Origin of the sequence: Stutzerimonas sp. FeSN7 (genome assembly GCF_030263795.1) — a bacterium.
In the GTDB taxonomy this organism is placed as follows: Bacteria; Pseudomonadota; Gammaproteobacteria; order Pseudomonadales; family Pseudomonadaceae; genus Stutzerimonas; species Stutzerimonas stutzeri.
This window is the reverse complement of the sequence record NZ_JARPMN010000001.1, coordinates 4,775,822-4,789,579: the sequence shown is the minus strand read 5'-3', so window position 1 is coordinate 4,789,579 and position 13,758 is coordinate 4,775,822. Positions and strand designations below refer to the sequence as shown.

Here is a 13,758-nt window from a genome sequence, read left to right as displayed (position 1 = left end):
CGAGCCGTCGCGGCCGGTGAAGAACACGTCCGGGCGCTGGGCGATGTAGTTCTCCATGCCCAGCTCGGTGCCGAAGCAATGCACGCTCTCGACCCAGCCAGTCTCGATCGCCGGGATCAGCGTCGGGTGCGGGTTGAGCGTCCAGTTGCGGCAGATCTGCCTTTCAGGCCGAGGGATTCGCCGTAGGTCGGCAGGATCAGCTCGATGGCCGCGGTGTTGAAGCCGATGCCATGGTTGAGCGACTGCACGTTGTGTTTTTCGTAGATGCCGCGGATCGCCATCATCGCCATCAGCACGTGCACCGGCTTGATGTGGCGCGGGTCGCGGGTGAACAGCGGCTCGATGTAGAAGGGCTTGTCGGCCACCACGACGAAATCGACCCAGCTCGCCGGGATGTCCACGCGCGGCAGCTCGTCGACGATCTCGTTGACCTGGACGATGACGATGCCGTCGCTGAAGGCGGTCGGCTCGACCAGCGCCGGGGTGTCTTCGGTGCTGGGGCCGGTGTAGATGTTGCCGTGGCGATCGGCCTGGAAGCCGGCGACCAGCGCGACGTTGGGGATCAGGTCCACCAAGAGGCGCGAGTAGAGTTCGATGTAGGTGTGGATGGCGCCGACTTCCAGCAGGCCGTCCTCGAGCAGCTGGCTGATGCGCAGGCTCTGCGGACCGGCGAAGGAAAAGTCGAGCTTGCGCGCGATCTGCCGCTCGAACAGATCCAGGTGCTCGGCGCGGCTGACGCTCGGCATGATCATGTGCAGGTCGTGCAGCTTGCCGGGGTCGGCCTTGGCCAGGGAGCGGGAGAGGAAGTCCGCCTGCTTCTGGTTGTTGCCCTCGAGCACCACGCGATCACCGGGGGCGATCAAGAGTTCCAGGGCCTCGACGATCCGCTCGCTGGGCAGTACCACGCCATCGGCGAGGCTCTGCACCTGATCGAGACGACGGGCTTTTTCAGCGCGACGACGCGACCACTGCGGCGGTGGGGAGATTGTTGTTGTCATGGCGACTCCACAGTTTTTCCGCTTGTGGAGCGCACAGTAGGGACGTGACCGAAGGGTCATCAATCAAGCAGCGGATGCAATCGTTACGGTCAGGTTAACGATACGTCTGAACGGCCGGTTCGCGAGGCATGCAGCAGGCGCGGCGCGTTGCACGCCACGCCTCCTGGAGCCCGTTACTTGTCGCGATCGATATTGAACGGCGACCAGGCCTGGCGGGTGGGCATCACTTCCAGGCGGTTGATGTTGATGTGATCCGGCAGGGTGGCAACGTAGAAGATCTGCTCGGCGATGTCCTCGGCGGTCAGCGGCGTGGTGCCGCGGTACAGCCGGTCGCTGGCGGCCTGATCGCCCTTGGTGCGCACCAGGGTGAATTCGGTTTCGGCCATTCCCGGCGCGATGTCGGTGACGCGCACGCCGGTGCCGAGCAGGTCGCAGCGCAGGTTGTAGCCGAACTGCTCGACGAAGGCCTTGGTCGCACCGTAGACGTGGCCGCCCGGATACGGCCAGTGGCCGGCCACCGAGCCGATGTTGACGATGCTGGCGCCCTTGCCGGTGGCGATCAGCGTCGGCAGCAGCGCGTGGGTGACGTTGACCAGGCCGGTGATGTTGGTGTCGATCATGGTGTGCCAGTCGGCGAGATCAACCTGTTGCGCCGGCTGCGGTGCCAGTGCCAGGCCGGCGTTGTTGACCAGGCAATCGATCTGGCGGAATTCGGCCGGCAGCTGCGCCACCACCTCCTGCACCGCGCCGGCCTGGCGCACGTCGAGCGTGGCGATATGCACCGGCACCTTCGCCGACAGCTCGCCCTTCAGTTCTTCCAGACGCTCGCTGCGCCGCCCGGTGAGCACCAGCGCCCAGCCCGCCTCGGCGAAGCGGCGGGCGGTGGCACGGCCGAAGCCGGAGGTGGCGCCGGTGATGAATACGATCTTCTGTTTCATGCTTTTCCTCTTTCTCTGAAATGCCAGCTGTCGTGTAGGCGACGCGGCGCAGGGGCGCAGTGACGGCGTCCAGCTTAGGGGGCGTTGCTGCGCCAGGCAAAGCACGGCGTGCGCTGATCGCCCGAAATGCGGCCATGCCGCCGTCGCGCAGCCGCCTTATACTCGCGCCCATCTGCCCGAAATCAGGAGCCCAATGATGCGAGGCCGCTTGATCTACCTGATCGGGCCATCCGGTGCCGGCAAGGACAGCCTGCTGGACGCCGCCCGCGAGTTGCTGGCTGGCCGTGGTGTGCGCATCGCGCGACGGGTCATCACCCGCTCGGCCGAAGCCGTCGGCGAGGCGGCGCATTCGGTGTCGCCGCAGGCATTCGAGCGTCTCGAGGCGCAGGGCGCCTTTGCCCTCAGCTGGCGGGCCAACGGTCTGGCGTATGGCATTCCGGCAGAGATCGATGAGTGGCTGGCGTCCGGCGAGCAGGTGCTGGTCAATGGTTCGCGCGGCTACCTGGCAACGGCACGGGAGCGTTATCCAGACCTGCTGGCGGTGCTGCTCAGCGTCGAGCAGGACGTATTGCGCCAGCGCCTGCATGCACGCGGGCGGGAGACGGCGGAACAGATCGAGTCACGGCTGGCGCGCAACGCGCTGTTCGCCGGCGAACTGGACGACTACATCCGCCTGGACAACTCGACGCCGCTGACTGAAAGCGTCGAACGCCTGCTGGCGTTGATCGATGAGCATGTGCCGAGGGACTGAGCGTGGCGCCCCGGTGGGCCTCACAGCACTACCCGGCGTCAACCAGAGCCACCCCTGAATGCGCTGCCTCACCGCCCCGGCTGCGGACGAAAACCCGGTACGCCGCTCGGGCGGTCGACACGGGCGGCCGGCATGCTGCAGTTGAGGTCGCGAAAGGGCTGGTCGTCGAGCCGTTGCCAGCCTTCGCCGGGCGACGTCTGGCGGCAGATGACAGTACCGTCGACGATGCTCTGCCAACGGTAATAGGGTGCCGGCGCAGCGCTGGCGGCGACGGACAGGAGCAGGCAGAAGGCGGTCAGGAAAGTGCGCATGGCGGTGTTCGACGGAACGATGGCGCCACTGTAATTCATCCGCCGTGCATGGCAAGCGCCGTCCGGCGCGCTCAGTACCAGACCCTGGCCGCCTCGCGCATGAAGATCTCCACGGTCTTCGGCCCGACGCCTTCGAACTCCGCCAGCCGCCGCTCCAGCTCCTTGCGGTTCTCGCTGAGCTCATGGATGCGCCCGAGCTTGCCGCCATACTCGTGGTTGAGCTTCTCGCAGAGCTTGAGCAGTCGCTCGGCGGTGGATTCGTCGTAGCGTACATAGCGCCCCTCGCCGAGCATGTTCACCAGCTGCTGCCAGCTGCAGTTGCCCAGTTTTCGCGGCGTATCGCGCTTGTGCTTGTCGACGATGACGCGATACGCCTCGGCGGCGATGTCCTGCTGGATGCGCTTGCCGAACAGAAAGCTGGCGACGAACCACTTGAACAGCGCGGGCTCGCCGTCGGCCATGTCGATGCCCAGATCTTTGGCGCTGATTTCCGCGCTCATCAGGCGCCCTCCCCTCGAACGATTGTCTGCATTCGAAGCCGTGCTTTCGGGCAAGTTTCCCCCTTGCCTGAGTCCTGATGAGCGGTTTCTTGCCTATACCGTTCATCCGATAGGCGGATTCTTGCCTAACGCTTCCCTTCAGGGAGGCAACAGCCCCTGTAGCAGGGGGCTCGCACAGGCTGGCACGCCTTCTGCTACTGGCAATGTGCTCGATGCGATTCCAACGACAAGAAGAGCTGCCAGCGATACCCACCTCCCGGGCCCGGCCCCGGTGTCATCGCCCCTCTGCTTGTACGTCTGGCGCGTTCCCCGAACGCGGCATCGTCTATCGTCAACATGCTGCGCCAATCAATAAAAACGAAACGGAGATCCATCCATGAGACTGACCAAACGCTTGGGCCTGCTCGCTGCCGCTGCGGCCTTCACCGCCAGCACCGCGGCCGTCGCTGCACCGACCTTCATCAACATCCTCACCGGCGGCACCAGCGGCGTGTACTACCCGATCGGCGTGGCCCTGTCGCAGCAGTACAACAAGATCGACGGCGCCAAGACTTCGGTACAGGCCACCAAGGCCTCGGTAGAAAACCTCAACCTGCTGCAGGCCGGTCGCGGCGAGCTGGCCTTCTCCCTGGGTGACTCGGTGGAAGATGCCTGGAACGGTGTCGAGGATGCCGGCTTCAAGGCCCCGCTCAAGCGCCTGCGCGCCATTGCCGGCACCTACAACAACTACATCCAGATCGTCGCCAGCGCCGAATCCGGCATCAAGACCCTGGAAGACCTGAAGGGCAAGCGCATCTCCGTCGGCGCGCCGAAGTCCGGCACCGAGCTGAACGCCCGCGCGATCTTCAAGGCCGCCGGCCTGGACTACAAGGACATGGGCCGCGTCGAGTTCCTGCCCTACGCCGAGTCGGTCGAGCTGATCAAGAACCGCCAGCTCGACGCCACCCTGCAGTCCTCGGGCCTGGGCATGGCCGCCATCCGCGACCTGGCCAGCACCATGCCGGTGACCTTCGTCGAGATTCCGGCCGCCGTGGTCGAGAAGATCGAGAGCGATGCCTACCTGGCGGGCGTGATTCCGGCCGGCACCTATGACGGTCAGGACGCCGACGTTCCCACCGTGGCCATCACCAACATTCTGGTGACCCACGAAAAGGTCTCCGATGAAGTGGCTTACCAGATGACCAAGCTGATGTTCGACAACCTGGCCGCCCTGGGTAACGCCCACTCCGCTGCCAAGGACATCAAGCTGGAAAACGCCACCAAGAACCTGCCGATCCCGCTGCACCCGGGCGCCGAGCGCTTCTACAAGGAAGCCGGGGTTCTCAAGTAACCCAGCGCTGAACGACGGGCTGAGCAGGCCCTAGCGCCTGCTCCAGCCCGCTCCTTGTAGCAGCAGGCTTGCCCGCGTCGCCTCGTTGGCAAGCCTGCTTCTACAGGCATCCCCTTGCAGTGAGAGAGTGATACCCATGAGCGAAAGCCAAGGGCTGCATGCCAGCCCCAGCGAATGGCCGAGGGCGCTGTTCTACGTCGCCCTGCTGTTCTCCATCTATCAGATCGTCACCGCCGCCTTCCATCCGGTGTCCAGCCAGGTGCTGCGCGCCGGTCACGTCGGTTTCCTGCTGCTGCTGGTGTTTCTCTGCTACCCGGCGCGCGGCACCGGCAAGCCGTTCCAGCCAGTGGCCTGGGTGCTCGGCCTGGCCGGTTTCGCCACCTTCTTCTACCAGTGGTATTTCGAGGCGGACCTGATCCAGCGCTCCGGCGACATGACCACCACCGACATGGTGGTCGGCCTGACGCTGATCGTGCTGGTGTTCGAGGCCGCACGCCGCGTCATGGGCATTGCGCTGCCGATCATCTGCGGGCTGTTCCTCGCCTACGGCCTGTTCGGCGAGTACCTGCCCGGTGATCTCGCGCACCGCGGCTATTACCTGGATCAGATCGTCAACCAGCTGTCGTTCGGCACCGAAGGCCTGTACGGCACCCCGACCTACGTTTCGGCGACCTACATCTTCCTGTTCATCCTGTTCGGCTCGTTCCTCGAGCAGGCGGGCATGATCAAGCTGTTCACCGACTTCGCCATGGGCCTGTTCGGCCACAAGCTGGGCGGCCCGGCCAAGGTGTCGGTGGTGTCTTCGGCATTGATGGGCACCATCACCGGTTCCGGCGTGGCCAACGTGGTCACCACCGGCCAGTTCACCATCCCGCTGATGAAGCGCTTCGGCTATCGCCCGGCCTTCGCCGGCGGCGTCGAGGCCACGTCCTCGATGGGCAGCCAGATCATGCCGCCGGTGATGGGTGCGGTGGCCTTCATCATGGCCGAGACCATCAACGTGCCCTTCGTCGAGATCGCCAAGGCCGCGCTGATTCCGGCGCTGCTGTACTTCGGCTCGGTGTTCTGGATGGTCCATCTGGAAGCCAAGCGCGCCGGTCTCAAGGGCCTGCCGAAAGACGAGTGCCCGAGTGCCTGGGCCGCGGTGAAGGAGCGCTGGTACCTGCTGATCCCGCTGCTGGTACTGGTCTGGCTGCTGTTCTCCGGGCGCACCCCGATGTTCGCCGGCACCATTGGCCTGTCGCTGACAGCCATCGTCATCCTCGGCTCGGCGATCATCCTCAAGGTCTCGTCGTTCGGCCTGCGCATTGCCTTCTGGATCGCCCTCGGCCTGCTCTGCGCCGGGTTCTTCCAGCTCGGCATCGGGGTGATCTTCGGCGTCATCGCCGCGCTGGTGGTGGTGTGCTGGTTCATCAAGGGCGGTCGCGACACCCTGGTCATCTGCCTGCACGCGCTGGTGGAAGGCGCGCGCCATGCGGTGCCGGTGGGGATCGCCTGCGCCCTGGTCGGCGTGATCATCGGCGTGGTCTCGCTGACCGGCGTGGCCTCGACCTTCGCCGGCTACATCCTGGCCGTCGGCGAGAACAACCTGTTCCTTTCGCTGCTGCTGACCATGCTGACCTGCCTGGTGCTGGGCATGGGCATCCCGACGATCCCGAACTACATCATCACCAGCTCGATTGCCGCGCCCGCGCTGCTGGACCTGGGTGTGCCGCTGATCGTCTCGCACATGTTCGTCTTCTACTTCGGCATCATGGCCGACCTCACCCCGCCGGTGGCGCTGGCCTGCTTCGCCGCCGCGCCGATCGCCAAGGAGAGGGGCCTGAAGATCAGCATGTGGGCCATCCGCATCGCCATCGCCGGTTTCATCGTGCCGTTCATGGCGGTGTACAACCCGGCGCTGATGATGCAGGGCGGCGACTGGGGCGCCACGCTGTACATGCTGTTCAAGGCGGCCTTCGCCGTCGGCCTGTGGGGCGCCGTGTTCACCGGTTACCTGCAACGGCCCATGGCGCTGTGGGAGAAGGTCCTCGCCTTCGCCGCAGCCGCCTCGATGGTGCTGGCGATGCCGATCAGCGATGAAATCGGCTTCGGCCTGGGCGCGCTGTTCCTTATCCAGCACTTCTGGCGCGCCCGTCGCGCCGAGCCGGCGGCGGCGTGATCGGTCTGTGCCTGGGGCTGGCAGGCGTGGTGTGGGCCGAAGTGCCCACCCCCGCCTTCACCCTGGCGTGGAACCACACCATCGAGAAGATCCGCTGGGAAGAGGATTACCGCGTGACGCCGGACGGGCTGCTGCTCGGCGAAGCGCGGGTCAAGGGTTCTGGTGCCGGGATGGAAATCCCGGATGACGCCGGACTGCGCGACGGGGCCTGGCACTACCAGCGCCAGATGCCTGCGTTGCCACTCCTGCGCCTGGGGCGAACCCCCGAGGCAGGGGATTACCAACTGTGTTTTGACCAGCGTTGCCACGCCATGAGCGAATGGCTCGGCCCGCCACAAGCGGACCAGCCGGCGCTGGAAGTCTGGGGCTGTACCGTGCAAACGGCGAGTGTCGGGAACGATTGACCGGCTCGCCGGTGATCGTTGAGGAGGGGTGTTCGCGCAGGCGGCACCCCTTTTTCTTTTGGTTTTTCACCATTTCATCAGCGACATGCTGCGTTGAATGAAATTTTTTGCTTCATGATCATTGGCGAGTCGCCTGAAGGCCTGGTTTCGCCCTGATGGGCGAGTCACTTTTTCCAAACGCCGAAAAAGTAACCAAAAACGCTTTGCCCCTGCATCCGGCCCTGCGCTTCGCTCCGGGTGCGTTCACTACGCCGCCGCTCCGAGGGTCGCCGTACAAGGGCCATCCATGGCCCTTTACGGGGGGACGCCCAGTTCTCTCGCCGCATCCCTGCGGCTCGCCCCTCTGCGCGACGGCTCCGTTCACCCTCCTGAAGGGGCGTTTGGAGTCGTCTGGTAGGCTGTGCAAGATGAACAGATGGACCGATTTACCCGGCGTTCAGATGTTCACTTGGCTCCAAAGCTCCACGTTCATATGCGTGCGCGGGCTCACCCTCGTACTTGCATCAAGGGCGCGAACATCTCTACGGCATGCTCAGGCAGAAGCGTGACCACCGTCGTCCGCTTTACTTGGTTTCCTGTGCACACGCTATCAGGCGATGCCATTCGCCCCTTTCAGGAGGCCGAGTGGAATCGTTGCGGAGGGGAGCGAGCGGCATGGATGCCGCGAGAGGCGTAAAGGGCCATGGATGGCCCTTGTACGCCGGCCCCCGGAGCAACGATGGAACGAGGGAAGTCGAGCGCAGCGAGACCCGGATGGAGGGGCAAGACCTTTTGGTTTCTTTTGGGGCGACTGCCAAAAGAAACTCGCCCAGCAGGGCGAAACTAAACCCTCAAGCAGCTCGCTAATCGGCAAGGGCTAAAAACGTTCATTCACCACATTCCTGAGCCCATAAAAAAGACGCACACCCCTTTCGGTGGTGTGCGCCAAAGCGTCCCGCTCGCACGCTATTACTTGGTCTGCATGATCAGATCGCGGCGCATCAGCGTCTTGATCTTCACCAGATGGTCGTCTTCCTGGGTCTTGGCCTTCGTGAAGCTATCGGCAATGTTCGGATGTCCCGCCGCCTGCGCCAGCTCGATCAACAGCTCCCAGGCCGCGTTGTCGGTCAGCTCCACGGTCAGAAGCGCATTCAGGCACTGGTCGACGTTAGTCCGCGGGTCGGTCAGCACGTTGACGATTCCCAGGGACATGGCCCCGACGACATCGGCGCAAGGGGTCTGCGCGGTCGGGTCGGCGCCGAGGGTTTCGATCGCCTGGTGCACCAGCATCATGTGCTCGTGCTCCTCGTTGCGGATGTGCATGAGCGTATCGACCAGGGCGGTGTCCGGCGTGTCGAGCGCCTTGACCTTGGCGATCATCGCTTCGTAAAGACGCACCCCGTTGCGCTCGTAGGCCAGGCGCTCGCCCAGCTTGTCGAGAAACACCTCGGGGCTCTTGCCGCGCATCATGTCGAAGCCGGTCTTGAGCATGCCCTTGGCCGAACCCGGCACCGGCACGGAGCCGATGCGGTCGGCCTCGGCGGCGCGTTCGGTGCGCTCGACCAGCATGCCGCGCTCATCACCCGGCACGTCCGGATGAATCTCGTTGACCGCGTCGAGCAGGCGCTTGGTGTCCTTCGGGGACATCTGCACGCCGGTGAAGTTGGAACCCACTTTCGCTGCTGTAGCCATGATCGTCTCCTCAGGAAGCCTTGCGCATCAGTTCGCCACCCGGCGCCCACTGGTAGCCCGCCGAGACGATGTCCGAGGCGAGCCCTTCCGAGGCGAGGTGGTTGCGGTAATCCAGCGAGGACTGCGGCTCCTTGGCCTTGTCCACGTAGGCGGGGCCGGCGGTACGCAGGTTGACCTCGGCGGCCAGCACCTGGCGCACGAAATCGCGCTGGCTCTTGAACTCGACCATCTTCGGCAGCGGGCCGGCGAGCACCTCGGCCGGGTCGCGGCCTTCGAGCTTCTTGAACCATTCGCAGGCGACATTCAAGTGGCCCAGCTCATAGTCGAGGAAGCGCTCCCACATGGCCTTGATGCGCGGGTTGGTCTCCTGCTCGGCGCAGCTCGCGTACATGTAGACCTCCATCGCCTCGTGCACCAGCCACTTCTCCATATGGCTTTCGCTGGGGTCGGAGAGCGAGCCGTACTGGGTCACGTGCTGCTCTTCCACCGAGGCGATCTCGGCATACAGCTGGCGCGCCAGCGGGTCGGCGAACAGCGGGCCGATGTTCATGTAGTAGTCGTGGGTCTGGTATTCCGCGCCGGTGATCAGCGCTGCGTGGATCTTGGTGATGAGCGCGGCGGAGTTCTTCTCGTAGTTGTCACGGATGTCGTTTTCCGGATGACGATGGTGCTCCGATGTTTTCCGCCCGGGCACGATGTCGGTATAGCCCTGCAGGATGTTGTTGGCATCCTTGCCCTCGAGGCGATCGAGCATCGCCGAGTAGCGGTACAGGTGATCGAAGTCTTCCAGCAGGCCGAAGCGATAGGTCTGCGCCTGGTAGGGGTCGGGCTCGTTCTGCGCCACGGCGGCGGTCACCTCGATGGCTACCTGCTCGTAGGCCACCGTGGTTTCCAGCGGCGAGTGGTCGGCGCCGATCAGCCAGTTGACCATGGTTGCCTGGTGCTGCTCGACGCGGCGGATCTCGGCCAGCGGCAGGCGCAGCTCCTTGTTGAAGCGCGCAATGCCGTGCTTGAGGCGCAGGGCGTCGGTCTCGACGCCGTTCATGAGGATGATGCGCACACGGGTAAACGCATCGTCATCGAGTTTGCTGATCGGCTTGCCGGCCATTTCCTTCCATGTGAACTTCTGCTTCTCCAGTGGCGTGCCTTTGTTATCGAGAATTCCGGAAATGGTCTCCATGGAGCCTCCGTTGTTATGCGTGGGAATCAGGCATAGGTGGATCGCCGCGTGAAAATTGCGCGACCTATAGAGGGGACCGGACGGGCTGAAAAATGATTCGCGCCGTTCAGCGGGTCACCAGATCGCAGCCGATGAACGGTAAATTGCAGATTTTCGAAACACAGGGCATCAGGCGACGTAACCCGCGCGGTTGCCGGGCGCGCCGTTTCGCTTGTTCAGTCGGCCAGTTGCGTTAGCGCCTGTTCCCGCTCGTCGGCAGGGCGTTTGGCCAGTGCCGCGACCGCCTCGTGGAAACGTTCCCAGTCGCGCCCATTCGCGTCGAACAGCGCGGCGAAGGCCGGCACCCAGCGGTCGTACAGGCCGAACGGCACCAGGGTGGCATTGTTCAGCGGCTGGGCGAACCAGCGGTCGAAACGCGCGTCGCCACCCCACGAACCATCACGTAGGGTGCGATAGCGCTGGCGCAGCGCAGCGAACTCGGCCTGTTTGAGGCCCTCCAGTTCCGCCGCCGGCCGCCCCGAGCCATACAGCGAGGCAAGACGCTCGCGGGTGTCGAGCAGCAGTTGCACCAGCTGCCGATAACGCTCGCGACCCTGCTCGTCCGGTTCGGCGAGGCCTCGACTGGCGCGCCACTGCCGCAGCCCTTCGCGCTCGACGAAGGTGGCATAGGACTCGTTGAACGCTGTATCGCCGGGCAGGTACAGCTGCTGGTGCGCCAGTTCGTGGAACACCAGCGCGGCCAGCTGCTCGTCGTTGCGCCGCAGCATCGAACTGAGCAGCGGGTCGGCGAACCAGCCGAGGGTGGAATAGGCCTCGACGCCGGCGACGTGGGTGTCCAGCCCGGCCATGCGCAGGCGCGCCGCCTCGCCGCGGGCGGCGCCCTGGCGGAAGTAGCCGCGGTAGGCGACGCAGCCGGCGATCGGGAAGCAATGTTCCACCGGCTTGACCGAGTAGGCCTCGGTGGCGAACAGGTTCCACACCACATAGGGCCGCTGGATATCGGCGTAGACGCGATAGCTGCGGTTGTCCGGCAGGCCCAGCGCGGTGCTGGCGAAGCGCCGCGCCTCGAGCACCCCAGCCAGGCGCTGGCGCAGCGACGGATCGCGCGACTCGTCGGCCAGCAGCGTCTCGATCGCTTCCCGCTGGCGCAGCAGCTCGACCTGGCCGACCGCCAGCTGGGTGTAATAGGCGCAGCCATTCAGACAGACGGCAAGCAGCAGGGGAACCCAGCGCAGGGTGCGGCTGTCGATCAAGGCGGCGTTGGGCTTGGTCATCGGATGAACCGGTCGGTGGTCGGGGCTGGCGCCGGCGCGCTTGGCGCACCCTACAAAGGCCCTGCCGTGCAATGCAACCGCGGCAGCATGCGCCTCCACTTCGATTTCTCACCGGGCCGGATGGTTGCGGCCGGAGCTTCTCACATGCGCGGTTTCGTTCTTGTCCCGTTGATCGCCCTCCTCGCTGGCTGCTCGTCCTGGATGCCCAAGCCCGACCCGCAACAGGCCTGGGTCGACCTCGACCCGAACGGCCAAACCACGCTGCAGGCCGTGGCCGTGGACGGCAGGACACTGGACGACGACCGCTTCTTCCAGGTCCCGCCCGGCAGCCGCCGCCTGGAGATGCGCTACCGCTTCGACGTCGACGGCGCCAACATCGGCCCCGGCAGCAGCTCGCTGGCCCGCGACTGCAAGCTGACCTTGGAATACGACCAGTTCACCGCCGGCGCGCGCTATCGCCTGGTGGCCGGCGGCTACGGCTTCCGCCCCTGGGCCAAGCTCTATGACCAGCACCAGTACGTGCTGGCCCGTGCCGAGGAAAAGGGCTGCGGCGACCTCGCCGGCCGCTGAGCCGCGTTGAAATGCGCCGCCATCTGGCGCACGCTCGGCAGTAGAGGTGAGGCGCCGAGAGCCCCTCGCCCAGCCGCCGAGGAAATCCAGCCATGCGCCAGCCACTTTCCCTCGCTCTGTTCAGCCTGCTTCTGGCGGGCTGTGCCGGGCCCCTGCCGCAACACGACCCGAACATGGCCTGGGTCGACCTGCGCGCGCAGACCATCGATGTATTCATGTCCGATCGCCTGGATGGCAAGCGCACCCACGACGGCCGCTACTTCCAGGTTCCGCCGGGCAGCCATGAACTCGAAGCCAACTATGAATTCGAAGTCAGTGGCGGCGGGCCGAACCTGTTCGCCGAAACCCAGACCATGCGCTGCACCATGGTGGTGCGCTACGACCAGTTCGAAGCGGGCAAGCGCTACCTGTTCCAGGCCCGCTCGCTGGGCTTCACGCCGCAGGGCTGGCTGCTCGACGAGGAGCGCAACGTGCTGGTCGAAGCCAAGGCCGAGCACTGCCGCTAGAGCCGGCACGCCAGCGCCAACCGACCGAACCTGAACGCGCGCGTCCAGGTCCGCCATCCGCATGAGGTTACCGATGTCCCGCATTGCCCAGACCCGCTTTTCCGCCCTCGACCTGGCACCGATCCGTGACGACGGCACGCCGGCCCAGGCGCTGCACAACGCCCTGGCGCTGGCGCGGCACGTGGAAGGGCTCGGCTTCCAGCGTTTCTGGGTCGCCGAACACCACAACATGGACGGCATCGCCAGCGCCGCCACCGCCGTGCTGATCGGTTATCTGGCGGCCAACACCACGCGCATCCGCCTCGGTGCCGGCGGGGTAATGCTGCCCAACCATGCGCCGCTGGTGATCGCCGAACAGTTCGGCACGCTGGAGGCGCTGTATCCCGGCCGCATCGACCTGGGCCTTGGCCGTGCACCGGGCGCCGACCAGTTCACCGCCCACGCCCTGCGCCGCGACCGTATGGGCAGTGCCGACGACTTTCCGCAGGACGTCGAGGAACTGGAGCTGCTGCTCGGCCCGCGGCAGCCCAATCAGCGCGTGATCGCCATGCCCGGGGTGGACAGCAACGTGCCGATCTGGCTGCTCGGTTCGAGCCTGTTCAGCGCCCAGCTGGCCGCCGCCAAGGGTCTGCCCTATGCCTTCGCCTCGCACTTCGCGCCGCGCTACATGCATCAGGCGATCAGGCTCTACCGCGACAACTTCCAGCCTTCGGCCGTGCTCGACAAACCCTACGTGATGCTCGGCGTGCCGCTGATCGCCGCCGACAGCGACGAGCAGGCCGAACACCTGGCCACCAGCGTCTACCAGCGCATCCTCTCGCTGATCCGCGGTCAGTCCCTGGTGCTGCGCCCACCGGTGGAGAGCATGCATGGCCTGTGGCTGCCCCACGAGCAGCAGGCCGTGGGCGATTTTCTCGGCCTCGCGCTGATCGGCGGCCCGGAAAAGGTGCGCGCGCGCCTCGACGTGTTGCTGGAGCAGACCCAGGCCGACGAGCTGATCTTCACCTGCGACCTCTACGAGACCGCCGACCGCCACCGCGCCTTCGAGATCGTCGCCGGCCTGCGCACGTAACCGCCCGCGACCTGACCGACGGCGGCCTGCCTCGGTGCCGGCGGCGAACCCTGCCGCCGGCCTCCGTTCCAATGGCTACACAGCCTCCGGGC

13 protein-coding genes and 1 pseudogene are annotated in these 13,758 nt (G+C 65.5%); 7 read left to right on the top strand and 7 right to left on the bottom strand.

Annotated elements, in window-relative coordinates; translation table 11 throughout:
* Together P5703_RS22820 and P5703_RS22815 are read right to left on the bottom strand one after the other, a co-directional pair.
* A pseudogene (locus P5703_RS22820) lies at positions 1–998 on the bottom strand (malonate decarboxylase subunit alpha); the annotation flags it as partial.
* A 173-nt stretch (positions 999–1,171) separates the two neighbouring features.
* Positions 1,172–1,936 carry an SDR family oxidoreductase gene (locus P5703_RS22815; RefSeq protein WP_013984463.1) on the bottom strand — a complete coding sequence of 255 codons (765 nt, stop codon included), beginning with the start codon at positions 1,934–1,936 and terminating at the stop codon, positions 1,172–1,174.
* A gap of 196 nt (positions 1,937–2,132) precedes the next feature.
* On the opposite strand from P5703_RS22815, the gene phnN reads away from it, so the two are divergent.
* Positions 2,133–2,687 carry a phosphonate metabolism protein/1,5-bisphosphokinase (PRPP-forming) PhnN gene (phnN, locus tag P5703_RS22810; protein WP_045159619.1) on the top strand — a complete coding sequence of 185 codons (555 nt, stop codon included), beginning with the start codon at positions 2,133–2,135 and terminating at the stop codon, positions 2,685–2,687.
* Between the two features lie 68 nt (positions 2,688–2,755).
* Here the strand turns inward: phnN and P5703_RS22805 are convergent, their stop codons facing one another.
* Together P5703_RS22805 and P5703_RS22800 are read right to left on the bottom strand one after the other, a co-directional pair.
* Positions 2,756–2,998: a hypothetical protein gene (locus P5703_RS22805; protein WP_026006479.1), complete on the bottom strand. Its 243-nt coding sequence runs from the start codon at positions 2,996–2,998 to the stop codon at positions 2,756–2,758.
* 71 nt (positions 2,999–3,069) lie between these two features.
* The gene (locus P5703_RS22800) at positions 3,070–3,498 is read right to left on the bottom strand and encodes a DNA methylase (RefSeq protein ID WP_048330284.1); all 429 of its coding nucleotides are present in this window, start codon (positions 3,496–3,498) and stop codon (positions 3,070–3,072) included.
* 376 nt (positions 3,499–3,874) lie between these two features.
* Between P5703_RS22800 and P5703_RS22795 the strand changes: the two genes are divergently transcribed.
* The 3 genes from P5703_RS22795 to P5703_RS22785 all read left to right on the top strand — a co-directional run bounded on the left by P5703_RS22795 (position 3,875) and on the right by P5703_RS22785 (position 7,393).
* Entirely contained in the window at positions 3,875–4,828 is a 954-nt protein-coding gene (locus tag P5703_RS22795) for a TAXI family TRAP transporter solute-binding subunit (protein WP_013984467.1), read from the top strand.
* A gap of 136 nt (positions 4,829–4,964) precedes the next feature.
* Positions 4,965–6,989: a TRAP transporter permease gene (locus P5703_RS22790; protein WP_019405994.1), complete on the top strand. Its 2,025-nt coding sequence runs from the start codon at positions 4,965–4,967 to the stop codon at positions 6,987–6,989.
* Positions 6,986–7,393: a DUF1850 domain-containing protein gene (locus P5703_RS22785; RefSeq protein ID WP_014598098.1), complete on the top strand. Its 408-nt coding sequence runs from the start codon at positions 6,986–6,988 to the stop codon at positions 7,391–7,393. Before P5703_RS22790 ends, P5703_RS22785 begins: the two co-directional genes overlap by 4 nt.
* A 948-nt stretch (positions 7,394–8,341) precedes the next feature.
* On the opposite strand, the gene P5703_RS22780 is transcribed toward P5703_RS22785, so the two are convergent.
* From P5703_RS22780 to P5703_RS22770, 3 genes are all read right to left on the bottom strand, one after another.
* Positions 8,342–9,064, bottom strand: a complete 723-nt coding sequence (locus tag P5703_RS22780) for a ferritin-like domain-containing protein (RefSeq protein ID WP_019405993.1) — start codon at positions 9,062–9,064, stop codon at positions 8,342–8,344.
* A gap of 10 nt (positions 9,065–9,074) precedes the next feature.
* On the bottom strand, positions 9,075–10,244 hold the full coding sequence (locus P5703_RS22775) for a hypothetical protein (RefSeq protein ID WP_084903888.1): 1,170 nt from the start codon (positions 10,242–10,244) through the stop codon (positions 9,075–9,077).
* A gap of 215 nt (positions 10,245–10,459) precedes the next feature.
* Positions 10,460–11,518: an aminopeptidase gene (locus P5703_RS22770; protein WP_111482089.1), complete on the bottom strand. Its 1,059-nt coding sequence runs from the start codon at positions 11,516–11,518 to the stop codon at positions 10,460–10,462.
* A 144-nt stretch (positions 11,519–11,662) separates the two neighbouring features.
* Here P5703_RS22770 and P5703_RS22765 point away from each other — a divergent pair, with 144 nt between their 5' ends.
* The 3 genes from P5703_RS22765 (at position 11,663) to P5703_RS22755 (ending at position 13,666) form a co-directional block, all read left to right on the top strand.
* Complete coding sequence (locus P5703_RS22765; protein ID WP_013984473.1) at positions 11,663–12,088, top strand: PA0061/PA0062 family lipoprotein; 426 nt, start codon at positions 11,663–11,665, stop codon at positions 12,086–12,088.
* Between the two features lie 92 nt (positions 12,089–12,180).
* Positions 12,181–12,594 (top strand): PA0061/PA0062 family lipoprotein, encoded by a 414-nt coding sequence (locus tag P5703_RS22760; RefSeq protein ID WP_045159487.1) that lies wholly within the window; start codon positions 12,181–12,183, stop codon positions 12,592–12,594.
* 73 nt (positions 12,595–12,667) lie between these two features.
* Positions 12,668–13,666, top strand: coding sequence for an LLM class flavin-dependent oxidoreductase (locus P5703_RS22755; RefSeq protein ID WP_045159488.1), 999 nt, complete (start codon positions 12,668–12,670; stop codon positions 13,664–13,666).
* Positions 13,667–13,758: the final 92 nt, after the last annotated feature.